Here is a 26962-nt window from a genome sequence, read left to right on the forward strand (position 1 = left end):
GAAAGGTTGACCGCGCCGCTGCGAAGTCTGAGAATGATAAAAGCCGTTACTGGCGCAATTTTTGAGGTCGTTCACCATGTCAGCCTATCTTGCACTTATTGTCGCGGTTCTCAGCCGCATTCTCCCGTCGGCCTTTCATTCCACAGGGATCGGCTTTACCGCCGTCGGCGGTGGCCTGCTCTTCTTCGGCGCGCGACGCAGCCGTTGGCAGGCGATTCCTGCGGTTATCGCGATGATGGCGACCGACTATTACCTGACAACCTTTGTCTACAACTACCCCTTCCAGATGCGCGAGTATGCTGTCACCTGGATCTGGTACGCCGCCATCTGCCTCTTCGGCCACCAGTTCCTCGCCGGCAAGCCATCGGCATGGCGTGTTGCGGGAGCCGTGCTGGTCAGCTCGACCTCCTTTTTCCTTCTCAGCAACCTCATGGTCTGGGCTACAGGTACGATGTATCCGCACACCGCGGCTGGCCTGGGAGCCTGCTACGTTGCAGGAATCCCCTTCTACGCGAATGATGCGATGTCGACTGCGCTCACCGCAGGCGCGTTCTTCGGCCTGCCCGCACTGGCTCGCCATATTGCCTGCTCGGTGCAGGAGGCGCACAGCCAGCGCGTGGCTTGATTCGAGGTTACAAAATCAAAGGGCTGCGAGTGATCTCGCAGCCCTTCTTCTTTGCGGCCGTGCTTTATTGCTGTTCCGCTGCTTCTTCCTCTGCCGGGAAGCGCGTTCCGCGCTTGCGGTCGAAGAGCTTGCGGGTCACCCACGCGGCCAGCAGCACCACCAGAATGCCTCCAATGCCCATCACATATGCCGTGTGCGCGTGAATCGCCTGCGTGATGCTGTGCAGGATCGTCGGGCCAAAAAAGATCGTAATCAGGGCCCAGACCAGGAAACGGATAAATTTGCCGATCATGATGGCCAGAAAAAACGACACCGTCTTCATCTCGAAGACACCGGCTGCAAACTCAAACAGCTTGACGGGCATCGGCGGAGGCATCATCGCCGGAATCATGAGCGCCAGAAACTCCTGCCGCTCGAACCTGTCCCGAAGCTGCTCATAACGCTTGCGGTTGATCCGCTTCATCAGGAAGAGCTCGCCGCCTGCCCGTCCGATAAAAAATGGCAGAAGACTGCCAACGGCCGATCCGAGTGCTGCCATGAAGCAATACACTACGAATTTCGGGCGGTCGTGGACGACGTAGTAGATCAACAACGCGTCAATCGGCAAAGGAACTGCGGCCGAGTCGATCACGGCCAGCGCACCGATTCCCCACACGCCAAACGGCTTCAGGGCCGCTAATAAAACAGCGCTCCACTTATTGATGACTGCAACTGGGGATATCTTCACGGGTGAGTCTATTCTACCTGTTCCGATGTTCCATCCTGATGAATGTTCCCGTGGTGCGCCGTATCGCCTGCCAGTAGATCCAGCGCATGGGGCAGCAAAGGCAGAATCGACTGAAGCGACTCCGTAGCACCCGACGGACTTCCCGGCAGGTTCACGATCAGGGTCTGCCCCAGCGTTCCGCAGACGGCTCGGCTCAGGGCAGCCAGCGGAGTCTTTTTTGTTCCTTCGGCACGCATCCTCTCGGCCAACCCCTCCACCAGCCGCTCGCTGACCATCCGGGTCGCTTCAGGAGTCACATCGCGAGCGGCGAGTCCCGTACCGCCGGTGGTCACCACGAGCGCGGCGGATGTTGCAGCCCGGCGCAGAATGGCCGCAATCTGATCTACCTCATCGGGCACGATCTCTCTGGCTACGTCGTCCAGCCCTGCCTGCTGCAGCAGGACAGCAACTGCCGGGCCGGAGAGGTCCTCCCGCTGGCCGTGAAAGCAGCCGTCGCTGACCGTAATCACCACTGCTTTCAGCTTTTTGTGGAATGTTTTCGCCATTCCGCCAGTCTAACTAATCGTGGGAGATACCACCTTAGCGGTATCCGCTGAAAAAGCACCTAAACCTTGTAAAGATGAGAAAATAAGGCTGGACGATGCAACCTCGGGACATCGAGCCGGGTTAACCACCTCATCTCAGGAAAGAAACTTCCGTCTCCGCTATTCGTCTGACCAAAGATAACCCGATGCCATCGCTCGAGACCCCACCCAACGACGCACCGCCGACACAACCGGTACGGGTGCGCACGAACCGGTACGGTGATCTCGAAGAGCATGAACTGATTCACCTTCTCGACGCCCTGGACGACGAGCGCGCACGCGCCCGGTTTCGCGAGGCCGTCTACATCTCATTCATTATCTGGCTGGGTATCGCCTGGTTCGTCCTCTACGGCCCGCAGGTGATATTCCATCAACCCCGGCTCATCAACCCGGCTGATGTGCTGAAGCAGCGCGACAAAGAGCTGACCTACCTGGACATGCCTTCGGACATCGGCAAGCAGCTTCCGAAGAAGCCAACTGACGTAATCAGCGACAAGGACCGTCGCCAGCAGACCTCCAAGCCCACGATCGACAAGAAGACGCTGGAGCAGCTTCAGGCGATGCGCAAGGCAGGCGCTCCAGGAGCCAGCACGCCCGCTCCGACGCCGCAGCCTCCGGCTCCACAACCAACGCAACCTCAACAGCAGCAGCAGGCGCAGCAACCGCCTCCTGCTCCTTTGCCACAACATCCTGTACAGCAGGCAACGGTTGAAGCGCCACGACCCGCTCCTACGCGGCCCAACTTCGGCAATCAGAGTGTGTCCGCCGGCGATGCTATCCGTCAGGCTGCACAGGCAGCAGCACAGAACCGCGGTGGCGGCGGCGACTACGGCGCCAGCATCCCCGTTGCGCACCAGGGAATGAACACCGGCGTCGACATCCTCTCGGATACGATGGGTGTCGATTTCAACCCTTACCTGCGCCGCATCCTTCACGACATCTACGTCACCTGGCTTCCGCTGATCCCGGAAGAGGCGCGACCGCCGTTGAACAAGCAAGGCGAGACGCTGATCCGCTTCACGATCCTTCCAGATGGCAGAATCGGCGCAATGCATCTCGACGGCTCGACGCAGGATCAGGCGATTGACCGCGCAGCCTGGGGCTCGATTACGGGTGTCGGCCAGTTCCCGCCGCTGCCGAAGGAGTTCCACGGGCCGAACCTTGAGCTGCGCATTCACTACTACGTCAACAAGAAGCCGGAGTAGACCGGCACGATGCCTCCGCCCGCACGATCCTCACAGTCGAGTCCAGCTTCGCGCGAGAAGAATCTCCAGCTTGAGCGTCTTCGTCAGCTTCGCGGGCTGATGCTTCTGGCCTTCGCGGTCATCGCATTCAGCATGTGGCGGTTCGGCTTCAGCCACATCTTTACGCCGGGATGGTGGCGGCTTTGGTGAAGATTTCTCACGAGAAACCTCTGATTGTTCTTGCCGGGCCGACGGCAAGCGGCAAGACTTCGCTGGCGATTCGGCTTGCGGAAGAGTTTGGCGGCGAGATTGTGTCGTGCGACTCGGTCGCGGTGTATCGCGGGATGGAGATCGGCACGGCGAAGCCCTCGATTGAAGAGCGGGCGATGGTACCGCATCACTTGATCGATGTTGCGTGGCCGGATGAGCAGGTGACGGCGGGCGACTACAGCCGACTGGCTCGCGAGGCGCTTGCGGGAATCAGCGGACGTGAGCGGCTTCCCATTGTTGCTGGAGGAACAGGACTCTATCTGCGGGCGCTGATCGAAGGGCTGTTTCCGGCTCCTGCGGCGCGTCCAGAGCTGCGTGAGAGATTGCGTAAGCGGGCGGAGAAGCGCGGGCCGGAGCATCTGCATCGCGTCCTGACGCGGCTGGATCGTGCGGCGGCGCAGGCGATTCATGCCAACGATGTGCCGAAGGTGATTCGCGCGATCGAGGTTTCTCTGACTTCGGAGGATGCGAAACGCAGTCCGATGACGGAGCAGTGGCAGAAGGGCCGCGACCGGCTGGAAGGCTATCGGATTCTGCGGCTGGGGCTGAATCCTGAACGGGCGCGGCTGTATGAGCGCATCAACCAGCGTGCGGCGGCGATGTTCGATCGCGGGCTGGTTGAGGAGACGGCGCGGCTGATCGAGCGCTACGGACGCGAGTGCCGTGCGTTGCTGTCGCTAGGTTATGCGCAGGCCGCAGCGATGCTCGCGGATGCGTTGACGCGCGAGGAGGCCGTCGCGGCGGCGCAGCAGGGACATCGCAACTATGCGAAGCGGCAGATGACGTGGTTTCGCCGCGAGCCGGAGATGCACTGGCTGAACGGACTGGGCAGCGATGACGGCGTTGTCGATGAGGCGATGCGGCTGGTTGCAGCGTTCATCAAGGGCTGAGTCCTTTCGCACTCACTCGCAGCTTTCTCTCTCGCTCGCCTTCTACAATGAAGCGATGAGCTACTTTGAGGTCTTTTCGCTCCCGCCAAAGCTTCACATCGATACCGCTGCGCTGGAGAAGCATTTTTATGCGCAGAGCAGAAAGCTGCATCCGGACCGTTTCGCCTCACGGCCTCAGGCGGAACAGGAGGAGGCGTTACGTCAGTCGTCGCTGCTGAACGATGCGTATCGCACGCTGAAGGATCCGATTCTGCGGACGCAGTATCTGCTGAAGCTCGAAGGGATCGAGCTGGAGGAGCAATCGAAGGCAGCGACGGATGCGGCGCGCGCGTCGGGCGCGGAGAAGAAGCAGGTTGTACCTCCGGAGCTGCTGGAGGAGGTCTTCGAGCTGAACATGCAGCTGCAGGAGATGAAGATGGCGAAGCAGATGGGCGAGGACGAGCCCGAGCTGCGGCGCGATCTGATGACGGCCAAAGACGCCTTCGACGCCCGCATGGTGGAGACGCAGGCCGAGCTTGAAGGCCTGTGGACGCGCTGGGACATCGCGGTCGATGCGGGCGACGATGCGGGCAAGGCGTCGGCCCGCGATGCGATGGTTGCTCTGCTGAATAAGCGGAGCTATCTGCGGAACCTGGTCAGGGATGTGAACGAGGCCCTCGAGTAGGGCCCCCCTCCCCCCACTCTGTTTTGCGCAAAATATTGATTCTCTGGACGTTATGCAGGGAGTCTTTCTGCAAAATATTCCATCGAAACGGGTTACGGGTAAAATATTGATTCCGTTACGGTTATGCCATCCCCTATAGAGCTCTGTGATCCGCCAGCATGCGTATAGACGCAGGTGGCTTCTCTGACCGGCTACAGCCCTTCTGATCTTCGCGCTTCTTTGCGGGAATGGCCTTCCTCTAGAACTACTTCCATTTTACAAAACGGCATAAAACTAATCGGCAGCTTTTTATGCCTTTATCTTATTGAACAGCAGCAAGTTACAAAAGGAGGGGGCTTGACAGATTTCAAGCCCCGGCGATGCGTTCGAGCTGCTGGAGATGGTTGATGTCGTGTCCGCCCATGGTCTCGATGATGGTCCAGAAGGTCATGGTGCCGCGCTCGGGATGGGTGGTGGGCCGGTGGCGGTCGGCCTCGGTCACTGTGGTGAGGAGCCTGAGGTTCCAGTTACGGACGGCGGAGAAGGTGGCAAGGCCGGAGGCGATGTCGTAGGCGGCGTAGCGCTCGCCCCAGACGCCCTGGTCGAAGGGCTGGATGACGGGATGGTCAGCGGCGAGGGCCTGACGGAGGCGGAAGGCAAAGACCAGCTCGCAGTCGGCCAGGTGGGCGACGATCTCGCGAATGGACCACTTGCCCGGTGCGGGAGCGTGATCGATCTGGGCGGCGGAGAGTGGAGCGATGAGGCTGCGAATGCGATCGGGAGTGGCCGTGATGACGGGGACCGGGTCCTGGTCGCCGAGATAGGAGGCGTAGGGATTCAGTTCCATGCTTGTGACGGTACCATGCCGGAATGTGGGTTTCCGTCCGGCTTGTGACGGGCTCCTGATGATGGCGTGCCTGTGCGAGCGAAATGCGGGGGTTCCCTCGGCTACGTGCTTCGCACTTCGCTCGGAATGACACCTTGTTGAGAGTGTGGAAGGGTTGTTGGCTCCCCCTTGCCCAATTGCTCTAGTTCTCGGGTTGCCAGGGGTCGTAGGAGCCGATGCTCCAGAGGTGGCCCTCGAGGTCGCGGCAGGTGAAGCCGCGGCCGCCGTAGTCCATGTCGCGGATGTCGAAGACCATCTCGGCCCCGGCGGCTTTGGCGGTGGCATAGGTGGCGTCGGCGTCGGGGACGACGAGATAGATGCCTTTGGTTTCGCGGTGGCCGATCTCGTCGGGCTGCACCATGAGCTTGCCGTATTCGGAGCCGTTGTCGACGGAGCCGAGCATGATCATGCCTCCGCCGTAGGTGAGCTGAGCGTGGGCAACGGTGTCGTTCTCGCCCATGTAAACGGCGTTTTTCTGGAGGCCGAAGGCGCGGCCCAGCCAGTCGATGGCGGCGACGGCGTTGCGATAGCGGAGACTGGGAATGAGTGTGGAGCGCGTTTGTGTTGTCATGCGAGAAGCATGCTACAGCCTGACGGTGAGCGTCTTGGAAAAATCGGCAGCATTGTGGAGGAAAATGAAGAGATGAACTATCTATGGCTTGCTGGAGCGATCCTGAGCGAGGTGATTGGCACCTCTTCCCTTAAGGCTTCGGAGGGGTTTACGCGGCTGCTGCCGTCGGTTGTGGTGGTGATCGGGTATGGTCTGGCCTTTTACTGCCTGTCGCAGACGCTGAAGACGATGCCGGTGGGCGTGGCCTATGCGATCTGGTCGGGGCTGGGGACGGTGCTGATTGCGCTGGTGGGACTGGTGCTCTACAAACAGAAGCTCGATTCGGCCGCCATCGTGGGGATGGCGCTGATCATCGCGGGCGTACTGGTGATGAATCTGCTCTCGAAGTCAGCGGCGCACTAAAGGCACCGCTGACGGTTCTTCTCAAGGATTTTCAGTTGCTGAGCCCGACGAACTGGTGGACGTAACGCGGTGCTACGGCTTCCTTGAGCATGAAGTTGGCTACGTCGGCGCGGGAGATGGTGTAGGCGCTTTTGGGGAGTCCGCCTGCGACGACGCGAAGATTGCCACTGGCGGGTTTGTCGAGCAGGCGCGGCGGACGAAGAATGGTCCAGTCGAGATCGGACTGCGCCATCTCGTTGTCGGCGTCGCAATGGTCGTCGGTGACGTTGCGAAAGAGTGTGTTGGTCATGACGGAGTAGAGCAGGCCTCCCTGGCGGAAGCAGAAGGCGCTGGAGACGTGAATGAAGCGGGAGACTCCGGAGAGATGCATCGCACGGACGAGGGTGCGGCCGAAGTCGCGACGCAGGTGGGTGCGGCGGAGGGTGGTGGGGCCGAAGGCTGAGAGGACGGCGTCGGAGCCGTGGATGGCCTGAGCCATCTGCTCGGCATCGTAAAGATCGCCGCCGATGACCTGGAGGCGCGGCGCAGAGATGCCGATCTTCTGGGGAGCGCGGGCGTAGGCGGTGACGTTGTGTCCCTGATCGAGAGCGTGGGAGAGAAGCAGGCGGCCTATGCCGCCTGTGGCTCCGAGGATGGCGAGTCGCATGGAAAGAACCTCCGTAGGTATAAACGAGAATTAGTGCGCTGCTGGTGCGGACTGGGCTCCGGGGAGTGGAACGCCGATCTGGCGGAAGATGCCGACCTGGTCCATCTGCAACCAGGACTCGGCGATCTTGCCATCGCGGAAGCGGTAGAAGATGACGGCACTGTTGGTGATGGGCTTTCCGGTAGGTGGGACACCGGCGATGGGAGCGGTGTTGGTGGCGGTCATGCTCCAACGAGCGGCGCCTTTGTCGCCGTTGATGACGATGTCTTCGACGACGAAGTGATGGTCGGGGAAAAGAGCGCGGACGCGATCGGAGGCCTGACGGACTCCCGCATAACCGGAGGCATCGCCGGTGGGGGCATGGAAGACGATGTCGGGGGTAAAGATCTCGGGGATGAGCTCAAGGTGATTCTGGTTGAGGCACTCCTCGTAGTAGCGGCGGATGACGGTTTCCTGCGGGGTGGCGGGCATGGTGGCTCCTTGGTGATGGCTGGATTGGGTAGGCGTGCGGCGAGTCTGCGCGTGAATCGAGGCCGGGCTGGGAAGAATGAGGGCGAGAAGGGCGATGGGGAGTGGTTTGGGGCTGCGCTTCATAGAAGTTCACCTATTCAATATATGAACAACTATCGAATAGATGACTATACTGTCGGAAAAGTAGCAGCGAAGATGCAGAAAAAAACGGTGAAGAAGCGCGCAGTGGCAAAGGTGCCGGAGAAGAGGGTGTATGAGTCTCCGGCGCGGCAGCGGCAGGCCGACGAGACGCGGGCGAGGATTGCGGCGGCGGCGCGGCGGTTGCTGGAGAAGAACGGCTATGCGGGAATGACGATTCCTGCAGTGGCCAGGGCGGCGGGTGTGGCCGTGCCGACGGTGTATGCTGCCTTCGGCTCGAAGAAGGGCATTGTCTCTGAATTGCTGGACGCGGCGCGGTTCGGCGAGGCGTATCAGTCATTGCTCGGTGAGGCGCGGAAGGTGACGGACCCGATGGAGCTGATGCGGTTTCCGCCACGGTTTGCGCGCCAGATTTACGAAGCGGAGATGCCGGTGGAGAACCTACTGCGAGGCGCGGGGATGGTGGCTCCCGAGCTGGCGGCGGTGGAGGATGAGCGCAACTGCCAGCGGTACGATTCGCAGCTGATGGTGATCGATGCGCTGGAGAAGGCGAAGCTGCTGAAGGCCGGGCTGACGCGGGAGAGGGCACGGGCGATTCTGTGGTCGCTGACGAGCAGAGAGTTGTTCAGGATGCTGGTTCGGGAACGGGGCTGGTCGGGTGATGAGTACCAGGCGTGGTTGGAAGATGCGATTCGGCGGGAGCTGGTGGGAGAGTGAACGGCCCGCTGGATGTGATGGCTCTCCAGGCAAAATACGGGGGTTCCTCGACTCGCTGCGCTCGCTCGGAATGACGCTCTCGAACGACATCCTTCTTTATTGCGAACGATGATGTATCAGTCTAGGGCGATGTGGTTGCTCCAGGGGCGGGAGGCGGCGGAGTAGGTGGTGGGGCTGATGCCGGAGAAGGCGCGGAAGTCGTTCGCGAAGTGAGACTGGTCGTAGTAGCCGCAGGTGAGGGCAAGTTCGGACCAGGGAACTTCGGTGCCGCGGTGGAGCATCTGCACGGCCAGCTGGAAGCGCTGGATGCGGGCGTAGAGCTTGGGGGAGACGCCGACGTGCCGGGAGAAGAGCTCGGAGAAGCGGCGCGGGCTTAGGCCGATGGAGCGGGTGAGCTCGGCGACTGTGGTTGTGCCCGGAGCGGCGTCGAGGGTTTCGAGAGCGTAGCCGATGAGCGGGTGGGGCGTGCTGAGCTTGTTACGGCGCAAGCGGAGGAGGAGATGGGCTTCGAGGGCGTCGAACCTGGCCTGTGGCGTGGGGGCTTCGCAGAGCTGGTCGCGGAGAGAGCGGGCGTTGGTGCTCCAGATATCTTCAAGCGAGGTCTCGAGATTGGTGAAGAGGTGGCTGCAGGTGGAGAAGAAGGGCGTGGTGCCGCCGGGGCGGAAGACGATGCCGATGAGGTGGGCGAGGTCGGCGGAGTCGATGACCTGGTAGCGGGAGAACATGCCCGTGAGGACGGCGAAGGCCTGCGGCTGGGTGGGCGCGGTGAGTCCGGCGGAGCAGTCGTTGAGGGGAGCGTCTGTCAGCGAGATGACAACCTGCATGTGGCCGGAGGGCAGGATGATCTGGCGGCCGTGTGCAGCGTTGGGATGGCGGCAGTACCAGAGGGACTTGATGAAGGGCGACAGCGCGGGTTGTGGCGATCGCTCAAGGTAGAGCATGGCATCGACCTCGGGTGGCGGGGCATCCAATCGGAGGACCTTCTGCGCCGCTGAGGCGATTGTAGGACAATAGGAAGTGATTGAAATGGTGGAATCGGCGGTCGAAAAAGCAGATTCCTCCACTCCGCTACGCTCCGGTCGGAATGACAGCTTTCAGGGGACATGGATGCGGGGTAGTGTGGCTAGCTTTGCATAAAAGGATTGATTGATGGCGGAAGAGCGCGTAGTAGGGATTGACCTGGGGACGACGAACTCCCTGGTGGCGTACATGCAGGGAGAGACGCCAACGGTGATCCCGGGGGAAGATGGCGACCGGCTGGTTCCGTCGGTGGTGGCGGTGACGCGTGGCGGCGTGGTGGTGGGCAATGCGGCTCGCACGACGCTGCTGGAGGACGCGGGCAGCGCGGTGTATTCGGCCAAGCGGCTGATGGGACGCGGCGTTGAGGATATTCAGGACGAGCTGAAGCTGTTTCCATTCCAGTTGGCCGAGGGCATCCAGACAGGCGGGGTGCTGAAGTTGAAGGTGGGCGAGAAGGTTCTGACGCCGCCGGAGGTTTCGGCCTACGTGCTGATGCAGTTGAAGAAGAATGCAGAGCGGTTCTTTGGGGCTTCGGTGACCAAGGCCGTGATTACGGTTCCGGCGTACTTCAACGATGCGCAGCGGCAGGCTACGAAGGATGCGGGTCGCATTGCAGGGCTGGAGGTTCTGCGGCTGGTGAATGAGCCGACAGCGGCGGCGCTGGCCTATGGTCTGGATAAGAACAAGGACGGCGTGATCGCTGTGTATGACTTTGGCGGCGGGACGTTCGACATCTCGATCCTGAAGCTGCATGAGGGGATCTTCGAGGTGATCGCGACGGGTGGCGATACGCACCTGGGCGGCGACGATATCGACAACCTGTTGATTGCGATTGCGCTGGACGATATTGCCGGCGATCTGGGTGAGGATGTTCGTCACGACGCGGAGGCCGTGCAGGCGATTCGCAAGGCGGTGATTGAAGCGAAGATCTGGCTGTCGTCGAATGACGTGGCTCGGCTGGATGTGACGCTGCCGAGTAAGAAGCGTTATACGCGCGAGATCTCGCGGGAGCAGTTTGAAGCACTGATTGCGGGTGTGATTGCGCGCACGGCTGGGCCTTGCAGGCAGGCGCTAAAGGATGCGGGGTTGAAGGCTGCGGCGATCGATGAGGTGGTGCTGGTGGGCGGGTCGACTCGCATACCGGCGGTGCGGCGGCTGGTCGATGAGGTCTTCGGGCTGAGCGCGCGTGGGAAGAAGCCGCACACGGAGTTGAATCCAGATGAAGTCGTTGCTCTGGGTGCGGCGGTGCAGGCGCAGATTCTTTCGGGAACGACACAGGCGGGAAGCAAGATTGAGGATTTGCTGCTGCTGGATGTGACTCCGCTATCGCTGGGGATTGAGGCGCTGGGCGGTGTGGTCGCGAAGATTATTCAGCGTAACTCAACCATACCGGCGAGCGCGACGGAGCACTTCACGACTGGCGTGGATGGGCAGACGAATGTGGCGATTCATGTTGTTCAGGGCGAGAGAGAGCTGGCGAAGGACTGCCGCTCTTTAGCTCGGTTCGATCTGAAGGGGATTCCTCCGATGACGGCCGGGCTGCCGCGCATCGAAGTGAAGTTTCTGATCGATGCCAACGGCATTCTGCATGTGAGCGCACGCGAACAACGCAGCGGGCAGGAGGCCGAGGTTGAGGTGAAGCCTACCTATGGCCTGACGGACGAGCAGGTCGAGGAGATGATTCTGTCGTCGTTCGACAATGCCGAGGAGGACATGCAACAGCGGCAGGTGATCGAGGCGAAGAATGAAGCCGAGACGATTCTGACTGCCGTGGACAAGGGCAGGAAGCATGAGGCGTGGAAGAAGCTGAGTGCGGATGAGGTGGCCGTGATCGGCGAGGAAGAAGATGCGCTGAAGGTCACGCTGCAAGGCAATGACTATAAGGAGATTCGTGCGGCGATTGAGCGGCTGGACAAAGCGACGCGCCGGTTTGCCGAGCTGATGATGGATTCGGCGGTGACGGGCGCGCTGGGCGGCAAGACGATGGAGGCCGCAGGTGAGAGCATAGGAGAGGGGCCAACGGCTCCGCATCCGTTTGCAAAGGCACAGATTGATGCGTCTCCGGCGGCTGTGGCCGAGGCGGAGCGGATTGAAGAATCAGTGAAGGACGAAGAGACTCCCGGAGAGTCGACGGAAGATTGAGATACGAGCTATGAGTGAAGTGAATAAAGAGCAGGTTGTGGATTTGTCGAAGCCCGCGGGCGAGGGTATGGTGCGTGTGACGTTTTTGCCGGAGGGTCGGACGGTGGAGTTCCCTTTCGATTCCCTGCCCTATGACGGGCATGGCGAGCCGATGTCATTTCTGGATGTAGCAGAAAACTTCGACATCTTCCTCGATCATGCGTGCGGCGGTGTGTGCGCGTGTACAACGTGTCATCTGCATGTGAAGGAAGGCGCGAAGGGCATCTCAGAGCCTGAGGATAAAGAACTGGATCGCATGGAGACGGCTGCGGACGTGCAGCTGAATTCGCGGCTGGGTTGCCAGGCGGTAATTGAGAAGCCGGGGACGTACGTGGTGGAGATTCCGAAGTGGAACCGCAATTATGTGCAGGAAGGCAAGCCTGCTGCAACGGTAAAGAAGGACTGAAGCCGCAGGCAGGATTGCCGGAGTGGACGAACAGCAGATTTCTCCACTCCGCTACGCTCTGCCGGAATGACAGAGTTTGGAGAGCATGAGCAAAAGCGGGGTTCCACGCCTCGCTCGGAATGACACTGAGTTATGAAGGAGAGATTGCGATGCCGCGTGAGATCAATTGGACGGATTCGCTGGAGATCGGGATCCTGCTGCAGGAGAAGTATCCGGAGCTCGATCCGTACACGGTACGGTTTACGGATCTGCACAAGTATGTGACCGAGCTTCCGGGCTTCGTAGGCGATCCGATGAAGTCGACAGAGGGGATTCTGGAGGCGATTCAGACGGCCTGGCATGAGGAATACGAAGACGCCAAGTAGCGACATGAGGAACCTGTCTCGATAGCTTGCTGTGCCTTGAGGCCTTGTCTACCGTAGAGCTGTGTCGATGAAGAAGCCAGAGGGACGAATCACGCAGCTGGATGGTGTGCGCGCACTCGCGATTGGCGCCGTGTTTCTGCACCATGCCTTCGACATCAAGCTGCTGTGGATGGGCGTAGACCTGTTCTTCATCCTGTCGGGCTTTTTGATTACGGGCATTCTTCTGGAGCAGAAGACGCAGCCTGTTGGAGAGTACTTCAAGAGATTTTATGCGCGGCGTGTGCGGAGAATTCTGCCCCCGTACATTCTGCTTCTGATCGTCACGACGATTCTGTTTGGTGTGGGATGGATGCGTTACGCGTATCTGTACGTGATGCTGATGAATATTGTCCGCGCACTTTCGCTGCCGCGTCCGCTGGCGCTTGAGTCGCTATGGTCGCTGGCGGTGGAGGAGCAGTTTTACCTGGTTTGGCCGGTTGCGGTGTATCTGCTGAGCGAGGTTGCCCTGGGCTGGATGGCGGGCGTGCTGCTTGTTCTGGTGCCGGTGCTGCGATGGGTCGCAACGCCACTGTTCAAAGACCACTGGGCGATCTATAGCCTGACTCCGTTTCGGATGGACCTGCTGTTGGTGGGAGCGCTGCTGGCTCTCATGTGGATTCATCATCGAGAGAAGATCGTGCGATATGGGCAGTTTGGTTTGATGCTGCCGCCGATCGCGCTTGGCGTATTGTTCTATTTGTCGCGTCGATACCACATTACGACGAGCGAGAATACGCAACTTGCTAATGTAGCCATCTATGAAGCCAGCTTGGTGGCCTGTACGGGCGTGATTTTGTGGGCGCTGAGCGGACGATGGGTTGGCGTGTTGACACTGCGTCCGATGGTGTACCTGGGGCGTATCAGTTATTCGGTTTATTTGATTCATGTGACGGGTTTGCTTCTGGCTGCTCGCGTGTTTCACCACAGAGCTACGATCGCTGTGGCGGGTGCAGCGATTACGCTGGCCTATGCAGCGGCATCGTGGCGCTGGATGGAGCTGCCGTTACTGGGATGGAAGCCGAAGGAAAGTTCGGCGCTGTTAGAGCGTAGCTCAGATTCGCGAGCGTAGCTGCTGCAACAGGTGTGAACCGGTGATGCGGAGTGTGGCGAGGGTAAGCGCGGCCCACGCGGCTCCGCCGACGACGAGGGCGAGGATGTCATCGCGATATGTCTGAGCGCTAGGAAGAAAACGCAACAGCAGGGTGGTTCCGACGAAGCTGATGGCTGCGGCGAGCGCAGCACGGATCAACTCGGGATGGTCGAGTCCATTGAGTGCTACCAGACGGCGGCGGTGGAGCAGGATAGCGAGCGTTGCCGTGTGGACGAGAATAGCGAAGTTAGAAGCCCATGCGAGTCCGAGAACGCCGAAGCTTTGATGCAGCCCCCAATAAATGGGGATTGTGATGACCGTGATGATCGTCCCTGCAAGCATGGGGAGGAAGGTTTCCCCTGCGGCGTAAAAGGCGCGCGCGTAGATGGCTTGCGCAGTCCACAGGGCAAGCGAAACAGCGAAGATGGCAAAGTAATGTGCCGTGGACGACGCATCAGCAGCATGGAATGAGCCGCGACGAAAGATGAGGTCGACGGCAGGCAGGGCGAGCGCCAGCATGACGGCAGAGCCGAGCAGCGAGAAACCGATGAGACGCGAGACGGAGCGATTGACGGAGCGGTTGAAGTCTTCGCGCCGACCTTGACCGAAGAGTGAGGCAAAGAACGGGAGCGACGCAGCTCCAGCGGCCTGCCCGATGATGGCCATGGGCGCGGTGAAGAGGCGCTTAGCGTAGTTGAGACGAGAGATGTCTCCAGCGCCGTGCTTGGCGAAGTAGCCGAGTATCTGATTGTCGAGAGTGATGATGGTGACACCGAGCATGAGAGGCAGCGAGAGGCGAACCCATTCGCGCAGACCTGGATGTTTGAGATCAAGTATGGGGCGATAGCGAAGACCGGCACGATGCGCTCCCCAAGCGTTGAGGAGAAAGGGGCCAGCGACGGCTCCGACAAGGGCACCGACGCCGAGCGAGGCAATGCCCATACGGCTGGCGAGCAGAACCCCGCCGAAGATGATGCCGAGGTTGTAGATGAGCGGGGCGATGGCTTGAAAGGAAAACTGCTTGCGCACAAGCAGGACTGAGGCGAGGACTCCGCCGGAAAAAAAGAAGAGCTGTGCGGGGAGAAGAATGCGGGTGATACGGGTACAGAGCAGCCCCTCAGGTGATGCCGGGTCAAAGTAAATACGGGTGAAGAGTGGCGTGAATATCTCAGCGAGCAGGATAGCCATGCCGAGAACGATGGTCATGGTGTTCAGGATGATCGACAGGGCACGCTCGCCTTCGGCCTCGTTGTCCTGGGCACGGTAGCGGTCGAGAATGGTCACGAAGGTAATGGAAGCGGCTCCCCCGACAAGGAGGTAGTTGATCCACTCGGGGAGATAGAAGGCCACGTTGTAGGCATCGGTGGCATGGCCAGCCCCGAACCGCCAGGCGATGTACTGGTCGCGGATCAGGCCGATAACGCGAGAAAGCAGTGCAGACAGCGTAAGCAGGATGGTCGCGGATGCCGCGGTGTGCGCGTGCGACGGTCGCAGAAAAGCGAACGGGGTTCGACGCGGAACTACGCTCTGCTTCGGGTTGGTGGAATTGCCTGTAGACACGGCGATAGATTTATTTTAGTCAGCGAGCCCTGACGGCGAGATAGCAGGGCGGGTTCGGCGGATTGGCGCACGGAGCAACTCTACGCCTGTGGCGGCGGTTCTTTGCCGGTCTGCTGCAGCACCATGCGCTCGGCGGGCTCGGTCCAGTTCCTCTCGAACTCTTCCGATCTTTTGGGACGCGGCTGATGGGTGCTGGATGGAAGCGAAAGCGCGGCGACGGTAAAGCTGACGAGCTGGCGCTGGCCGCAGCGGAGGCAGCGGACGGGATAGCGCATTTGCAGCAGCTGGCGAATGTCGGCGGAACGCAGGCGGGAGCGGCGGAACTCCTGGCCGGGGCAGAACTGGCAGTAGATCGGCTCGCCGTTGCGGGAAGGCAATAAGGGAGCCTCGCCGCGTTCAGCCCGGCTGGGACGTTGCGATGACCAGCGCGATCCTCGTTCAGCCACGTGTCTTTCCTGAATCCGGCGGGGTATCGAAGAGACGTTCTGTCGTCAGGCGGCGTGCCGATGCGCCGGCGCGCGGAGAGGGCGAGCCGGCGCGCGCGGCACGGATGCTGTGGACTGTCCTGGCAGGCGGATTGGAGAGGTGCGTGAGGAGATCGCGCAACTCCTTTTGCAGGCGGCGCAGCTGCGGAATACCTGCAGGCCGCGAGCCGGTGTCGATGAGCGGAAGCTGCGAGGAGTCTTTCTGGCGATGCTCGGACTTGATGACCTGACGCGCGCCGGGAATGGTGTAGCCCTCGTCATAGAGCAGGGACTTGATGTGCAGCACGGTTTCGACATCGCGACGGCGGTAGAGCCGCTGGCCCGTGCCTCCCTTGTGCGGCTTCAGCTGGGGGAACTCGCTTTCCCAGAAGCGCAGGACGTAGGCGGGAATATCGCAGAGACGCGAGACCTCGCCGATGCGGAAGTAGAGCTTGTCCGGAATGTCGGATGCTCCGGGAGGAGTACTTTTTCGAATTGGCTGGTGCTGCGCCATGCCAGGAGCTCCAGAAGGTGGACCGGGACCCTGCCGTCAAGTATAGAGCAGAGGGAGGGCACAATATCCATGGAAATGAGATGCGGAAAGAGTTTGCTTTGTGAGGGTTGGGGGGAACCAGTTTTTGTTCGCCCGAACCGTTCGGGTGTGGTGAAATGACAGGCGCGCTCAAAAAGCGGTACAACGCATTTCTAAAAGAAGCGCGCGGGCGCGCCAACAGGCGAAGGAACCGCTGAGACATGAACAGCGTAGAGTCTGCTGAGGAGAATATGAGGCCATGAACAGGAAGCGGATGGTAGCGGCAGGTGTTGTTCTCGGTCTGGCAGCGATGATCGGCTGCAAGGTTGAAGAGAACAAGGACGGCAAGAACGACAACGTGAGCGTCGCGACCCCATTCGGCGGGATGAAGGTGAAGACGAGCGATGCGGGCCCGGTGGAGGGGTTGGGCCTTCCGGTATATCCCGGCGCGGAGTTGGTGAAGAAGAATGAAAAGGACAATGGCTCCGCCGATGTGAACTTCAGCTTCGGCAAGTTTCAGCTACGGGTGAAGGCCGCAAGCTACAAGACGCCGGACGATCAGGATAAAGTCACCGCCTTTTACCGGAACGCCCTGAAGCAGTACGGCACGGTGATTGCGTGCAACCACAACCAGCCCATCGGTACGCCGACACACACCGATGAAGGGTTGACCTGCTCGGACGATGACAAGGGCAAGGCACACGCGAATGGAAACGATTCCTCTTCTGCAAAGGTGGAGCTTAAGGCGGGATCGAAGCAGCATCAGCACATTGTGGGTATCGAGCAGGACGGCACAGGCACGAAGTTTGGCCTGGTGGCACTTGATCTGCCGGTTGGTTTCACAGGTGACGGAGACTCCGACGCGCGTCAGTAGTCGTGGCCTCGCTTGCTGGATGGGTTTGGGCTGGGATAGCTTGAAGTTATGCACCAGTACTGCCATCGATGCGGAGAAGCACTTGCTACGGAGGATGGTGGTTCGTCATTCTGTGCGCACTGCGGAGCTCCCCAGCTTTACCTGACCGAATCACAAAACGCGACCGATGCTGAAGGCGAATCGACCGGCATCCTGCCTCCGCCGAGGCCACGTCAGATTGAGTGGAAGACAGCGATCCTATGCGCGGCGGGCGTTGCAGGGGTCGCAGCGTTGTTGAGCGTCATTGCCACCCGTATTCCTGCACTTTCGCTCCTGAGCTGGCTATGGACTCTAAGCGGTGCAGGCATTGTGATGAGCCTGTATCAGCGGCGCAGGCCACAGGCCTGGGTGGATGCAGGCATCGGTGCACGCATCGGCGTAATGGCGGGATTGGCACTGGTGCTCTCGATTGCGGTTTCGATGGCCGTGACCGGCTTGGTGGCGCGGTATGGCCTGCATGCCATGGGCACATTCGATAGCGAGCTCAAAGCGCAGCTCGACAAGGCGGCGGCGATGAATCCGCGGCCTGCCGAGGCCATGCGGTATATCAAAATGCCGGAGTTCAAGGCTGGGATTATGCTGGCCGGGTTCGCTATGATGTCGGGATTTGTGATGGTGCTTTCGGCCATAGGCGGTGCCCTGAGCGGGCTGCTTCGTACCCGGCGCTCCTAAAGACGGGCGAAGATCGAACAAACTGCAAAACGAAGACGTCGGCTCTGCTGATATCATCGAGCGGAACAGTTATGAGCCAGGAAACAGTCAAAAAGCCCGTTATTCGCGAGAAGGGCCGCCTGATGTCGGCCTCGGAGATTGAACGAACCCTGGTGCGCCTGGCGCACGAGATCGTCGAAAAGAACAATGGCGGCGAGAACCTTGGCCTGGTGGGCATCAAGCGCCGTGGCGTTCCGCTGGCGCAGCGCATCGGCACCCTGATCGCCGGCATCGAAAAGCACCCGATCGACACCGGCGTGCTGGACATCAGCTTTTACCGCGACGATCTTTCGACCGATGGCCCGCGCCCGACGGTGACTCCCGGAGCCATTGGCTTCGATGTGACCAGCCGCGACATCATCCTGATGGACGATGTGCTGTATACCGGCAGGACGATTCGCGCCGCGCTGGATGCACTGTTCGACCACGGACGTCCGAAGAGTGTGCAACTGCTGGCGCTGATCGACCGCGGACATCGCGAGCTGCCGATTGAAGCTACCTTCGTCGGCCGCGCGATCCCAACTTCGAACCGCGAGATCATCGAGGTGAAGTTGAACGAGGTGGACGGCCAGGAGCAGGTACTGCTGGTCGAGCGAGTGGACTAAGGCCTGATGACTCTGAGTACCCGATACGCTGCCGGATCGCTGCTGAGCGTTCGTGATCTTTCTGTAACCGATGTTTCGTCTGTGCTGGAGCTTGCAGCTCGTCTGGAGAAGATGGAGGCAGCAGAGCGTGCGAGGATTCTGTCGGGACGCACTGTTGCCTTGCTCTTCTATGAATCGAGCACGCGCACGCGTACCTCGTTTGAGCTGGCGGCGAAGTCGCTGGGAGCGACGACGACGCTGGTGAGCGATAAATCCTCCTCCATCGAAAAGGGCGAGAGCCTGAAGGACACAGGGTTGACGCTGCGTGCGCTGGGTGCGGAGTGCATTATCCTGCGGCACCCTGCTTCGGGCGCGCCGTTTGTGCTGGCGCGAGAGACGGGCCTGCCGGTGTTGAATGCAGGCGACGGTATGCATGAGCATCCATCGCAGGCGCTGCTTGACCTGCGGACGATTTTGACACGGCTGCATGGAACGCAGGCTGCGGCAGGCGTAACGGCCGATTCGCTGAAGGGCGTCACGGTCGTCATCACGGGAGATATTCTGCACAGCCGCGTGGCGAGGTCGAATGCGCTGCTGCTGCCGCGTCTCGGTGCGCGTGTGATTCTGTGTGGCCCGGAGAAGCTGCTTCCCCAGGAGGCTGCAGAGCTGGGACCTGGGGTGGAGATCGAGCGCGATTTCGACCGCGCGCTGAGGCAGTCGCAGGTTGCGATGATGCTGCGCATTCAGAAGGAGCGGCTGGCGGGACTGGAACTTGACCTCGGCGATTATATCGAGCGCTATCAACTGAACGGAGAACGCCTCGCGGCTACGGCACCTAAAGCATTGGTGATGCATCCGGGGCCGATGATTCGCGGGCTGGAGATTGCAGGCGATGTGGCGGATGGGACACAGTCGGCGATCGAAGAGCAGGTGGCGCATGGTCTTCGGGTTCGTTCCGCACTGCTGGTGCGCGCGCTGGATGGAAATATATGAGTGACATTCTGATTTTTGGCGGGCGGCTGATTGATCCGGCGAACCATATCGATGCCCCGCGCGACCTGCTGCTGCGCGATGGTCATGTTGCCGCTGTCGAGGCTCCGGGAGCGCTTCGCGGAGCAACTGCCGCAGAGACTATCGACGCTACAGGCATGATCGTTGCCCCCGGGCTGATCGATGTGCATGTGCATCTGCGTGAGCCCGGTCAGACGTACAAAGAGACGATTGCGACAGGTACGCGAGCGGCCGCGGCGGGAGGCTTTACCAGCGTCGTCGCCATGCCGAACACGGTGCCGGTCAACGACACGGTTGCGAAGCTCGAGTGGATGCTCGATGCCGCCAGGGATCCGGCTATCAAGCTGTTCGCCATGCCGGCTGCCACTGTAGGAAGCATGGGCGCCGAGTTGACCGACTTCGATGCTCTGCGTACGGCAGGAGCAGTCGGATTTACGGACGATGGCAAGCCGGTGCTCGAAGATCACGTGATGCGAGCGGCGCTGGTGGCTGCGGCGCGAGCCGAGGTGCCTGTCTCGCAGCACGCCGAAGACACACGCCTGACTGGCGGCTGCAGCATGAATGCGGGTGCTGTGGCATTTCGTCTTGGGCTGCGCGGCATGACCGTCGAAGCTGAGTCACGGATCGTCGAGCGTGATCTTCAGCTGCTACGCGATATTGAAAAAAAAGAAGGACTGCGGCCGCATCTGCATGTGCAACATGTCTCAACGGCACGTGCGATGCAGGCCATCCGTGCCGCCAAGCAGGAAGGCCTGCACGTCACCTGCGAGGTTGCGCCGCATCACTTCACGCTGATGGATGAGGCCATCGGAGACTACGATACCCACGCAAAGATGAATCCCCCGCTGCGCGTTGAGGCAGATCGTGCTGCGATGGTGGCGGCACTGGTCGATGGTACGGCCGACTGCATTGCGACCGATCATGCTCCGCATGCTGCGCATGAGAAAGAGCAGGAGTTTGAGCGCGCACCCAACGGGATTACCGGCCTTGAGACGGCTCTTGGACTTGCGCTGCGCGTGCTGCATCGCGGACAGGGATTGTCGCTGTCGCGCATCGTTTCGCTGATGAGTACGACGCCTGCCGAGATTATCCGCGTAGCTGGACGGGGCGCGCTGGGACGCGGACACTTCGCCGATATTGTCATCTTCGATGCCGGAGCTGAGTGGCACTACGATGCGAAGACGACGCTGTCGAAATCCCACAACACACCGTTCGACGGTGCAGCCATGCTCGGCAAGGTGAAGGCAACTATCTCAGAAGGCCGCATCGTTTACCGCGGCTAAGGCTGATCAACGCGGGTAATCATCACCTCTGTTGCCTTCATCAAAGCGGCGGCTGTCTGCCCTTTGCGCAGCTGCATCTCGCGCACGGCATCAGCCGTGATGATGGACGTGATGCGCTGGTCACCGATAGAGAGAACCACCTTTGCCAGCAAACCACTGATTTTGACTTCGACAATTTTCCCCACCAGCTGATTTCGCCCACTCACCCTGCGAAAGCGCTCCCGTGTCTCCTTCTGCTTTGGCGCTGCCTTCAACAGGGGGGCCAGTGCGCTGCGCGGAATGAGATGGTGGCCACCCGGAGTCTTGACCGTGGCGAGCTTTCCGGCGAGTATCCACTGCTTGATGGTGGGATAGCTAAGTCCTAATTCTGCAGCGGCTTCGCGTGGTTTCAGAAGGTTCTCGGAAGTCGAAATAGTGCACCTCGAATTTCGCTCGTAGTGTATACCGTCACTTCCGGGCAGTTCTGCACAGCCGGTCACGAAAATCTCTGAGAACCGATATACGCATATTTTCGATATTTATAAATCGTGTAATTTCGTTATATGCATTCCACCCAAATATTTTGGCGAATTACGGCTGTTGTATGCCTCACGACCTGGGTTTCCATCGCTACAAGTGCCTGGGCACAGAGTGGAAGCGGCGACCTGACAGGAACGATTACGGATGCCAATGGCGCGGTCGTGATCAAGGCGAAGGTCACCCTCAAGCCGCAAGCCGCACAGGGCGTTGAGCTGCATACCGAAACCACGAACACGGGTGATTACGCCGTAACATCGCTGCGTCCCGGCATCTATGCCATCCGCGTGGACGCCTCGGGATTTGTCTCGATCGAACGTTTCGGGGTGACGATCAAGACCGGCCAACGGCAGCGCATTGATATGGCACTCCAAGCGGGTAGCGACAATCAGGTACTCAACGTCACAGCGGACGCTCCTATTCTGAATAGCGAATCGGGTGCTTTGACCACTGTGATTAGCCGCGAATCGGTGACCGCTTTGCCGCTGAACGGACGCAACATGATCGCGCTGACAACATTGACTCCTGGTGTCTCGCTGCCACCTGGAACACTGCTGCCACGCATCAATGGCGGACGTCCGCGCACGAACGAGTATCTGTACGATGGCGTATCGGCGTTGCAGCCAGAGCCTGGACAGGTAGCTTTCTTTCCCATCATTAACGACATCGACGAGTTTGCCATCATGTCGAACGGCGTGTCGGCCGAGTTTGGACGCTTCAATGGCGGCGTGGTGAATCTCTCAACCAGAGCAGGTACCACTCATCTGCACGGCGTGCTGTATGAATTTCTGCGCAACGAAGCAATGAACGCGCGTAATTACTTCACGCCTCCCACCACAGCGAAGCCGCTCTTTCGACGCAATCAGTATGGAGGAGCGCTTGGCGGACCGTTGCTGCCGCGCCGCCTGTTCTTCTTCGCGGATTATCAGGGTACGAATCAAGCGGTTGGCGTCGTGCGTACCAGCAGCGTACCGACGCTTGCGCAGCGCGGCAATCCCGATGCGAACGGCAATCCGACAACCGGGTTCAACTTCGGCTCCGATGCGATCTTCGATCCGGCAACAACGGTACAGACCGGGTCGAGCTACACACGCAAGCAGTTTGCGAGTAATACGATTCCGTTGAATCGTGTCGATTCCGCCGCGTTGGCTCTGCTCAAACGCTATCCTCTGCCAACCAGCAACGCTGCCGCAAACAACTACGTTCGCGTGGCGAACGATATCGATCACCAGAATCAGTTCGACCTGCGTCTGGATGCGCAGATCGCAGCCAACGATCGCGGTTTCGCGCGCTATACCTACTTTCACGATGTGGAGCAGCCCGTCTATCCGCTGCCCGATGGAAGCGGCACGATCACCGGCACGATTCTAGCAACGGGAAATGTGATCGGGCTTTCTCGGACGCTGGGCCAACAATATGTGGCGAATGAGACGCACGGCTTCAATGCGCGTACGGTGAACGAGACGCGCTTCGGATACACCCGCCGCGCGCTCAGTCGGACCGGCCCAATGCTAACGGACACGGTTTCGGCTGCGCTTGGCATTCCAGGCATTCCAGGAAACGCTGCTTTCAATAATGCCCTGCCCGTGTTTGCCATCGCCGGCATCACGCAGCTTGGCCCTTCGGCAAGCACCTTCTCTAATTTTTCGACCAACGTGACACAGGTCTTCGATATGGTCTCGCGGGTTCAAGGGCGACATGCTCTGAAGGCAGGTATCGACCTGCGGTGGGAGCATCTGGACGCGGTTCAGCCACCGAATCCAACAGGAAGCTTCGGCTTCTCCACACTGTTCACCAATCAAGGCGGTGTGACCAATTCAGGCAACGCACTGGCAAGTTTTCTTCTGGGTCAGGTCAACACCTTCTCGATCGATCTACAGCGCAGCACGATACGTCCTCGCGCGCATATCGCTGAGTTCTTCGCGCAGGATGACTGGAAGGCTACGCCACGGCTCACTATCAACGCCGGCCTGCGCTGGACGCTGAACTTCCCTTCGACCGAGGCGAGCAATCAAGGCGCTGTCTTTAACCTTGCGACGCAGCAGTATCAATACCTCGGGCAGAATGGTTTTTCGCGCTCGGCGCGTGAGCTGCATTATGGCAACTTCGGGCCGCGCCTGGGCTTCAGCTATATGGTCACCCCGAAGACCGTCATACGCTCCAGTTATGGGCTCATCTTTATCGAGCAGACCGGCATCACAACACCGTTTACTACACCGCAGTTCCCCTTCCTGCAGACCGTGCAGCAATCGACGCTCGACAGCATCAACCCTGCGTTCGTCTTGTCGAAGGGGCCCTCCGTCGCGCCGATTCCGCTGACGGCAGATGCTGGATTGGGGCAAGGCGTCTTCACCGTGGACCGGAAGCTGGGCTCGGGCTACGTACAGCAGTGGAACCTCGCCGTGCAGCGCGAGCTGATGCGCGATCTTTCCATTGAGGTGGCCTACACAGGCTCGGTGATTACACGCGTCGGCATCCCCGACACCAACCTCAACCAGCTTACCGTCGCGCAGCTTGCGCAAGGAGCTTCGCTGACGGCGACGACGGCCAATCCTTACTACGGACAGATCTCTGTCTCCTCTTCGATCGGCGGAAAGAATATCTCTGTTGCACAGTTGATGAAACCCTATCCGCGATTCCTGACTGTCGCCTCGTTCCGCAAAAACACAGGCAGAACAAACTACAACGCAGCAGAGATCAAGATGGAGAAACACACCAGCTATGGCCTTACGGCGCTGCTCAGCTACACACACTCGAAGCTGATGGACGATGCCTCTTCCGTCTTTGACTCTTCGGTGTTGACCGGCCCGGTGGCCAACTTCCCTGTCGCTGACAGCTTCAACCCTTCGCTGGAACGCGATGCTTCACTGGGCGATATGCCGAATGTAACAGCGGGCTCGCTTGTCTATGCCATCCCTATGGGCAGAGGACACCGCATCGCGCAGTCGGGCATGCTGGCTTATTTACTAGGCGGATGGAATGTTAACAGCATTGTGACCCTGCAGAGCGGGATGCCGTTCGCAATCGCGCAGGCGACGAACTTCAATGCCTTTGCCGGTTTCGGCACGCAAAGGCCGATGATCAGCGGCAATGCGAATCTCCCGGCGGATCAGCGGACCGTAGCGCGGTTTATCAATACAAATGCATTCTCCATCACCCCGCAATTCAAACTGGGCAACGCCTCGCGAGACCCGGCACGCGGTCCCGCGTATCGTGACCTCGATGTGGGACTGACGAAAAACACCCAATTCACGGAGCGCCTGATGGTGGAGCTGCGTGGCGAGGTCTTCAACGCAACGAATACGCCAGCCTTCGCGCAACCGAACGCAACGGTCGGCGTTGCGAACTTCGGTTCGATCACAGCAACCACCGCAGATCCGCGGGTTGTGCAGGTTGCGGCCAAGCTGCATTTCTAGAATTCGAATGATCGAGGACTTACTTTGTGTGGAAGACCTTGCGATTGATATCGGGCCAATACTCTTTGAAGACGTAGTTTGCCGAATCAATGATGCAGCTCGTAAGCCACTTCTGGCCCACCTTCGTCCAGGTTCGATACACCGAAGGGTAGTAAAGCGATGAGACGCCGGCAGAAGCGCCCGAGCCGACAATCTCGGAGAAATTGAAGGTCCGATTCCCCGCATCAGTGCGCGTAATCAGCACGCGGGTGGCAGCATAGAGGGCGCGCTTGCGAAAGCCTCCATGCCCTAACGTGTAGAAGCGACTGTCCTGATGAAAGATCGCCGGGCCGGCTCCGCCCACCATGAAGTTTTCATCTGCGGTGTCAAGCAGCGTATGCCAGTAATAGCGGCCATAACCCACTGCACCCTGATGAAACTCCGGATAAGAATCCGAAGCCATCGAAATCGCCGACTGGATCGCCGTAAGCGCAAACGACGAATAGTCGAAGCTGTTACGCGCCGCCAGCACAAATTTGTCCCTTGCACTTTGTGGAGGCAGTTTTGTGTCCGCTGTTATTGCATTAAAGTTTGGCATGATGCCAAGGACGCGCTGCGTCTGCTGCGGAGGAGAACCGGATTGCTGCGATGGCGATGCCGGTGAAGGCTGCGCAGCAGTTGAAGAAGAAGCACTATCGGACGCAGACGAGGATGGCGTGGTCTGCTGTTGTACACCAGCCGGCAGAGGAGCATCGGGCAGATTAGAGAGTGGATCGTTGTTGGCTGCAGTCAATTGCTGCGCGCGCGCCGTGGAAGCCACACCCATTGCAACGAGGAGAATCAGAGCGCGGATCGCATAACAATCCAATAACTTCCTGGCACCAAATGACATAGATTGATTGGTAAGACGCGTTTTTACGCGAATAGACTCACCGTAGGTGAGAGATTCTCCTCTTATTGATGAAATTCCAGTATTCGTGGCCAGAAGCTGGCGCCGCCCAACGCATCGAGATCGGTTCGTCTTTCCGTAAGTATGCAACTTACATGCATTTCTGCATCGCAGCAACCATTCACTCCATCCTAAACCCTATTTGTGGGCCTATCTGCAGACAGTCATTCGACCTGGATGGGCATCTAACTTCTCCAGAAGGAATTTCTTCTTCCCGTAGTACAAGAGGCTCTGAATCAGAGAGTTCCGTGATACAACACGACACGACGAAAGGCACGAAAAATGACGACCTCCCCTATTTTGAAACCGGCACTTGCAGCTATGCTGTCGCTTTCCCTGCTCGCCGGGTGCAGTAAATCGAAGCAGGACCAGGCCATTGAAGATGCGAAGAAGCAGGCAGCTGCGACCGGACAGCCGCAACAGGTGATCTCGGTCGATAAGAACGGCAATACCGTAACGACCACCATTCAGCCGCCGACTCCTGGACAGACGGGCCAGACCGTAACGACGACTGTGACCCCACCGAGCTCAGCTCCCGCAAATACACCTGCAGTTGCCGGCGGTCAGCCTGCGCCGACATCTTCGCAGGCCACCGTGATGGTGAACGGACAGCCAGAGGTCGCAAGGCCTACGCCCGGCAATCCCATCATCGTCCCTGCGGACGTTAAAATTCCTGCCGGAACAACCCTGGCCATCCGCATCAACCAGCACATCAGTGTGAAGACCAGCAGCCCCGGCGACCGCTTCGACGGTGAGATCGTCGATCCGGTTGCAGATGACAATGGCCGCGTCATTGTTCCCAAAGGTACGCCAGTAGGAGGTGTCGTTGCCGCTGCACACAAGCGCGGCCACTTTAAAGGAGCTTCCATCCTCCAGCTTCGGCTCACTTCCATGACACTGAACGGCACACGCTATCCACTGGCAACCAGCAGCCTGACGCGCACGAAGAAGGGCAAGGGCAAGCGCTCCGCAGCCTTCATTGGAGGAGGCACCGGTCTCGGCATGTTGATCGGTGGCGTCGCCACTGGAGGCACCGGCCTGTTGATCGGCGGACTCGCCGGTGCAGGCGCAGGTACGGCAGCCGCTGGCCTGACCGGCAACCGCGATGTCGATATCCCGTCGGAATCAATCGTGCGATTCAAACTGGCCGAAGCACTTCAGGTGCAACCAGCGCAGAACTGATGTGTGT

At 59.8% G+C, this 26962-nt stretch carries 30 protein-coding genes; 18 read left to right on the plus strand and 12 right to left on the minus strand.

From position 1 onward, the window contains the following. Positions 1 to 76 precede the first annotated feature (76 nt). Positions 77 to 625 (plus strand): DUF6580 family putative transport protein, encoded by a 549-nt coding sequence (locus tag KFE13_RS07290; RefSeq protein ID WP_260706504.1) that lies wholly within the window; start codon positions 77 to 79, stop codon positions 623 to 625. A 64-nt stretch (positions 626 to 689) separates the two neighbouring features. Here the strand turns inward: KFE13_RS07290 and KFE13_RS07295 are convergent, their stop codons facing one another. Further along, complete coding sequence (locus KFE13_RS07295) at positions 690 to 1352, minus strand: YqaA family protein (RefSeq protein ID WP_260706505.1); 663 nt, start codon at positions 1350 to 1352, stop codon at positions 690 to 692. A gap of 8 nt (positions 1353 to 1360) precedes the next feature. Then, on the minus strand, positions 1361 to 1897 hold the full coding sequence (locus tag KFE13_RS07300; protein WP_260706506.1) for a MogA/MoaB family molybdenum cofactor biosynthesis protein: 537 nt from the start codon (positions 1895 to 1897) through the stop codon (positions 1361 to 1363). Between the two features lie 185 nt (positions 1898 to 2082). Here KFE13_RS07300 and KFE13_RS07305 point away from each other — a divergent pair, with 185 nt between their 5' ends. Genes KFE13_RS07305 through hscB form a run of 4 tightly spaced genes read left to right on the plus strand, consistent with a single transcriptional unit; the run spans position 2083 to position 4944 of the window. Further along, complete coding sequence (locus tag KFE13_RS07305) at positions 2083 to 3141, plus strand: TonB family protein (protein ID WP_260706507.1); 1059 nt, start codon at positions 2083 to 2085, stop codon at positions 3139 to 3141. 9 nt (positions 3142 to 3150) lie between these two features. Further along, on the plus strand, positions 3151 to 3330 hold the full coding sequence (locus KFE13_RS07310) for a hypothetical protein (RefSeq protein ID WP_260706508.1): 180 nt from the start codon (positions 3151 to 3153) through the stop codon (positions 3328 to 3330). After that, positions 3327 to 4280: a tRNA (adenosine(37)-N6)-dimethylallyltransferase MiaA gene (gene miaA, locus KFE13_RS07315; protein ID WP_260706509.1), complete on the plus strand. Its 954-nt coding sequence runs from the start codon at positions 3327 to 3329 to the stop codon at positions 4278 to 4280. Before KFE13_RS07310 ends, miaA begins: the two co-directional genes overlap by 4 nt. Continuing rightward, a complete protein-coding gene (hscB, locus tag KFE13_RS07320; protein WP_313900688.1) occupies positions 4258 to 4944 on the plus strand; it encodes a Fe-S protein assembly co-chaperone HscB in 687 nt (228 codons plus the stop codon). The genes miaA and hscB overlap by 23 nt, the downstream gene beginning before the upstream one ends. Positions 4945 to 5290: 346 nt before the next feature. On the opposite strand, the gene KFE13_RS07325 is transcribed toward hscB, so the two are convergent. Together KFE13_RS07325 and KFE13_RS07330 are read right to left on the minus strand one after the other, a co-directional pair. Next, positions 5291 to 5770, minus strand: a complete 480-nt coding sequence (locus tag KFE13_RS07325) for a DinB family protein (protein WP_260706510.1) — start codon at positions 5768 to 5770, stop codon at positions 5291 to 5293. A 181-nt stretch (positions 5771 to 5951) separates the two neighbouring features. After that, on the minus strand, positions 5952 to 6380 hold the full coding sequence (locus tag KFE13_RS07330; protein WP_260706511.1) for a VOC family protein: 429 nt from the start codon (positions 6378 to 6380) through the stop codon (positions 5952 to 5954). Between the two features lie 72 nt (positions 6381 to 6452). Between KFE13_RS07330 and KFE13_RS07335 the strand changes: the two genes are divergently transcribed. After that, positions 6453 to 6782, plus strand: coding sequence for a DMT family transporter (locus KFE13_RS07335; protein WP_260706512.1), 330 nt, complete (start codon positions 6453 to 6455; stop codon positions 6780 to 6782). 31 nt (positions 6783 to 6813) lie between these two features. Here the strand turns inward: KFE13_RS07335 and KFE13_RS07340 are convergent, their stop codons facing one another. Together KFE13_RS07340 and KFE13_RS07345 are read right to left on the minus strand one after the other, a co-directional pair. After that, positions 6814 to 7428: an NAD(P)-dependent oxidoreductase gene (locus tag KFE13_RS07340; RefSeq protein WP_260706513.1), complete on the minus strand. Its 615-nt coding sequence runs from the start codon at positions 7426 to 7428 to the stop codon at positions 6814 to 6816. A gap of 30 nt (positions 7429 to 7458) precedes the next feature. Further along, a complete protein-coding gene (locus KFE13_RS07345; RefSeq protein WP_260706514.1) occupies positions 7459 to 8022 on the minus strand; it encodes an ester cyclase in 564 nt (187 codons plus the stop codon). Positions 8023 to 8094: 72 nt separating this feature from the next. Between KFE13_RS07345 and KFE13_RS07350 the strand changes: the two genes are divergently transcribed. After that, positions 8095 to 8754, plus strand: coding sequence for a TetR family transcriptional regulator (locus tag KFE13_RS07350; protein ID WP_260706515.1), 660 nt, complete (start codon positions 8095 to 8097; stop codon positions 8752 to 8754). 116 nt (positions 8755 to 8870) lie between these two features. Here the strand turns inward: KFE13_RS07350 and KFE13_RS07355 are convergent, their stop codons facing one another. Further along, positions 8871 to 9725 carry a helix-turn-helix domain-containing protein gene (locus KFE13_RS07355; RefSeq protein WP_260706516.1) on the minus strand — a complete coding sequence of 285 codons (855 nt, stop codon included), beginning with the start codon at positions 9723 to 9725 and terminating at the stop codon, positions 8871 to 8873. Between the two features lie 178 nt (positions 9726 to 9903). Here KFE13_RS07355 and hscA point away from each other — a divergent pair, with 178 nt between their 5' ends. The 4 genes from hscA (at position 9904) to KFE13_RS07375 (ending at position 13834) form a co-directional block, all read left to right on the plus strand. Continuing rightward, a complete protein-coding gene (hscA, locus tag KFE13_RS07360) occupies positions 9904 to 11916 on the plus strand; it encodes a Fe-S protein assembly chaperone HscA (protein ID WP_260706517.1) in 2013 nt (670 codons plus the stop codon). Between the two features lie 10 nt (positions 11917 to 11926). Next, complete coding sequence (locus tag KFE13_RS07365; RefSeq protein WP_260706518.1) at positions 11927 to 12361, plus strand: 2Fe-2S iron-sulfur cluster-binding protein; 435 nt, start codon at positions 11927 to 11929, stop codon at positions 12359 to 12361. A 149-nt stretch (positions 12362 to 12510) separates the two neighbouring features. Next, positions 12511 to 12726, plus strand: coding sequence for a Fe-S cluster assembly protein IscX (iscX, locus tag KFE13_RS07370; RefSeq protein ID WP_260706519.1), 216 nt, complete (start codon positions 12511 to 12513; stop codon positions 12724 to 12726). Between the two features lie 67 nt (positions 12727 to 12793). Further along, the gene (locus tag KFE13_RS07375; RefSeq protein ID WP_260706520.1) at positions 12794 to 13834 is read left to right on the plus strand and encodes an acyltransferase family protein; all 1041 of its coding nucleotides are present in this window, start codon (positions 12794 to 12796) and stop codon (positions 13832 to 13834) included. On the opposite strand, the gene murJ is transcribed toward KFE13_RS07375, so the two are convergent. From murJ to KFE13_RS07390, 3 genes are all read right to left on the minus strand, one after another. After that, positions 13817 to 15415 carry a murein biosynthesis integral membrane protein MurJ gene (murJ, locus tag KFE13_RS07380; RefSeq protein ID WP_260706521.1) on the minus strand — a complete coding sequence of 533 codons (1599 nt, stop codon included), beginning with the start codon at positions 15413 to 15415 and terminating at the stop codon, positions 13817 to 13819. The genes KFE13_RS07375 and murJ overlap by 18 nt on opposite strands. 80 nt (positions 15416 to 15495) lie before the next feature. Then, positions 15496 to 15861 carry a hypothetical protein gene (locus tag KFE13_RS07385; protein ID WP_260706522.1) on the minus strand — a complete coding sequence of 122 codons (366 nt, stop codon included), beginning with the start codon at positions 15859 to 15861 and terminating at the stop codon, positions 15496 to 15498. Next, entirely contained in the window at positions 15854 to 16393 is a 540-nt protein-coding gene (locus KFE13_RS07390) for a MerR family transcriptional regulator (protein ID WP_260706523.1), read from the minus strand. Before KFE13_RS07390 ends, KFE13_RS07385 begins: the two co-directional genes overlap by 8 nt. Positions 16394 to 16670: 277 nt before the next feature. Between KFE13_RS07390 and KFE13_RS07395 the strand changes: the two genes are divergently transcribed. From KFE13_RS07395 to KFE13_RS07415, 5 genes are all read left to right on the plus strand, one after another. After that, on the plus strand, positions 16671 to 17285 hold the full coding sequence (locus tag KFE13_RS07395; RefSeq protein WP_260706524.1) for a hypothetical protein: 615 nt from the start codon (positions 16671 to 16673) through the stop codon (positions 17283 to 17285). A gap of 48 nt (positions 17286 to 17333) precedes the next feature. Then, the gene (locus tag KFE13_RS07400) at positions 17334 to 17996 is read left to right on the plus strand and encodes a hypothetical protein (protein ID WP_260706525.1); all 663 of its coding nucleotides are present in this window, start codon (positions 17334 to 17336) and stop codon (positions 17994 to 17996) included. A 71-nt stretch (positions 17997 to 18067) separates the two neighbouring features. Further along, entirely contained in the window at positions 18068 to 18640 is a 573-nt protein-coding gene (pyrR, locus tag KFE13_RS07405; RefSeq protein ID WP_313900689.1) for a bifunctional pyr operon transcriptional regulator/uracil phosphoribosyltransferase PyrR, read from the plus strand. A gap of 6 nt (positions 18641 to 18646) precedes the next feature. Further along, positions 18647 to 19612, plus strand: coding sequence for an aspartate carbamoyltransferase catalytic subunit (locus tag KFE13_RS07410; RefSeq protein ID WP_260706526.1), 966 nt, complete (start codon positions 18647 to 18649; stop codon positions 19610 to 19612). Further along, the gene (locus KFE13_RS07415) at positions 19609 to 20913 is read left to right on the plus strand and encodes a dihydroorotase (protein ID WP_260706527.1); all 1305 of its coding nucleotides are present in this window, start codon (positions 19609 to 19611) and stop codon (positions 20911 to 20913) included. The genes KFE13_RS07410 and KFE13_RS07415 overlap by 4 nt, the downstream gene beginning before the upstream one ends. Here the strand turns inward: KFE13_RS07415 and KFE13_RS07420 are convergent. Then, entirely contained in the window at positions 20910 to 21392 is a 483-nt protein-coding gene (locus KFE13_RS07420; protein ID WP_260706528.1) for a helix-turn-helix transcriptional regulator, read from the minus strand. The genes KFE13_RS07415 and KFE13_RS07420 overlap by 4 nt on opposite strands. 63 nt (positions 21393 to 21455) lie before the next feature. Between KFE13_RS07420 and KFE13_RS07425 the strand changes: the two genes are divergently transcribed. Next, on the plus strand, positions 21456 to 24845 hold the full coding sequence (locus KFE13_RS07425; protein ID WP_260706529.1) for a TonB-dependent receptor: 3390 nt from the start codon (positions 21456 to 21458) through the stop codon (positions 24843 to 24845). Positions 24846 to 24864: 19 nt separating this feature from the next. On the opposite strand, the gene KFE13_RS07430 is transcribed toward KFE13_RS07425, so the two are convergent. Further along, positions 24865 to 25716, minus strand: coding sequence for a hypothetical protein (locus KFE13_RS07430; RefSeq protein WP_260706530.1), 852 nt, complete (start codon positions 25714 to 25716; stop codon positions 24865 to 24867). 339 nt (positions 25717 to 26055) lie between these two features. On the opposite strand from KFE13_RS07430, the gene KFE13_RS07435 reads away from it, so the two are divergent. Continuing rightward, positions 26056 to 26955 carry a hypothetical protein gene (locus KFE13_RS07435; RefSeq protein ID WP_260706531.1) on the plus strand — a complete coding sequence of 300 codons (900 nt, stop codon included), beginning with the start codon at positions 26056 to 26058 and terminating at the stop codon, positions 26953 to 26955. Positions 26956 to 26962: the final 7 nt, after the last annotated feature.

It is taken from the genome of Edaphobacter flagellatus, from assembly GCF_025264665.1.
GTDB classification, from domain to species: Bacteria; Acidobacteriota; Terriglobia; order Terriglobales; family Acidobacteriaceae; genus Edaphobacter; species Edaphobacter flagellatus.

Bases quoted from the DNA above. Each gene is read 5' to 3' on its own strand.
- KFE13_RS07345 (WP_260706514.1), bottom strand. From the start codon at position 8,022: ATGAAGCGCAGCCCCAAACCACTCCCCATCGCCCTTCTCGCCCTCATT.
- KFE13_RS07305 (WP_260706507.1), top strand. From the start codon at position 2,083: ATGCCATCGCTCGAGACCCCACCCAACGACGCACCGCCGACACAACCG.
- iscX (WP_260706519.1), top strand. From the start codon at position 12,511: ATGCCGCGTGAGATCAATTGGACGGATTCGCTGGAGATCGGGATCCTG.
- KFE13_RS07415 (WP_260706527.1), top strand. From the start codon at position 19,609: ATGAGTGACATTCTGATTTTTGGCGGGCGGCTGATTGATCCGGCGAAC.
- KFE13_RS07350 (WP_260706515.1), top strand. From the start codon at position 8,095: ATGCAGAAAAAAACGGTGAAGAAGCGCGCAGTGGCAAAGGTGCCGGAG.
- KFE13_RS07410 (WP_260706526.1), top strand. From the start codon at position 18,647: ATGACTCTGAGTACCCGATACGCTGCCGGATCGCTGCTGAGCGTTCGT.
- KFE13_RS07390 (WP_260706523.1), bottom strand. From the start codon at position 16,393: ATGGCGCAGCACCAGCCAATTCGAAAAAGTACTCCTCCCGGAGCATCC.
- hscA (WP_260706517.1), top strand. From the start codon at position 9,904: ATGGCGGAAGAGCGCGTAGTAGGGATTGACCTGGGGACGACGAACTCC.
- KFE13_RS07430 (WP_260706530.1), bottom strand. From the start codon at position 25,716: ATGTCATTTGGTGCCAGGAAGTTATTGGATTGTTATGCGATCCGCGCT.
- KFE13_RS07425 (WP_260706529.1), top strand. From the start codon at position 21,456: ATGCATTCCACCCAAATATTTTGGCGAATTACGGCTGTTGTATGCCTC.
- KFE13_RS07340 (WP_260706513.1), bottom strand. From the start codon at position 7,428: ATGCGACTCGCCATCCTCGGAGCCACAGGCGGCATAGGCCGCCTGCTT.
- KFE13_RS07435 (WP_260706531.1), top strand. From the start codon at position 26,056: ATGACGACCTCCCCTATTTTGAAACCGGCACTTGCAGCTATGCTGTCG.
- KFE13_RS07335 (WP_260706512.1), top strand. From the start codon at position 6,453: ATGAACTATCTATGGCTTGCTGGAGCGATCCTGAGCGAGGTGATTGGC.
- pyrR (WP_313900689.1), top strand. From the start codon at position 18,068: ATGAGCCAGGAAACAGTCAAAAAGCCCGTTATTCGCGAGAAGGGCCGC.
- KFE13_RS07365 (WP_260706518.1), top strand. From the start codon at position 11,927: ATGAGTGAAGTGAATAAAGAGCAGGTTGTGGATTTGTCGAAGCCCGCG.
- KFE13_RS07375 (WP_260706520.1), top strand. From the start codon at position 12,794: ATGAAGAAGCCAGAGGGACGAATCACGCAGCTGGATGGTGTGCGCGCA.
- KFE13_RS07300 (WP_260706506.1), bottom strand. From the start codon at position 1,897: ATGGCGAAAACATTCCACAAAAAGCTGAAAGCAGTGGTGATTACGGTC.
- KFE13_RS07400 (WP_260706525.1), top strand. From the start codon at position 17,334: ATGCACCAGTACTGCCATCGATGCGGAGAAGCACTTGCTACGGAGGAT.
- KFE13_RS07330 (WP_260706511.1), bottom strand. From the start codon at position 6,380: ATGACAACACAAACGCGCTCCACACTCATTCCCAGTCTCCGCTATCGC.
- KFE13_RS07325 (WP_260706510.1), bottom strand. From the start codon at position 5,770: ATGGAACTGAATCCCTACGCCTCCTATCTCGGCGACCAGGACCCGGTC.
- KFE13_RS07290 (WP_260706504.1), top strand. From the start codon at position 77: ATGTCAGCCTATCTTGCACTTATTGTCGCGGTTCTCAGCCGCATTCTC.
- KFE13_RS07310 (WP_260706508.1), top strand. From the start codon at position 3,151: ATGCCTCCGCCCGCACGATCCTCACAGTCGAGTCCAGCTTCGCGCGAG.
- KFE13_RS07395 (WP_260706524.1), top strand. From the start codon at position 16,671: ATGAACAGGAAGCGGATGGTAGCGGCAGGTGTTGTTCTCGGTCTGGCA.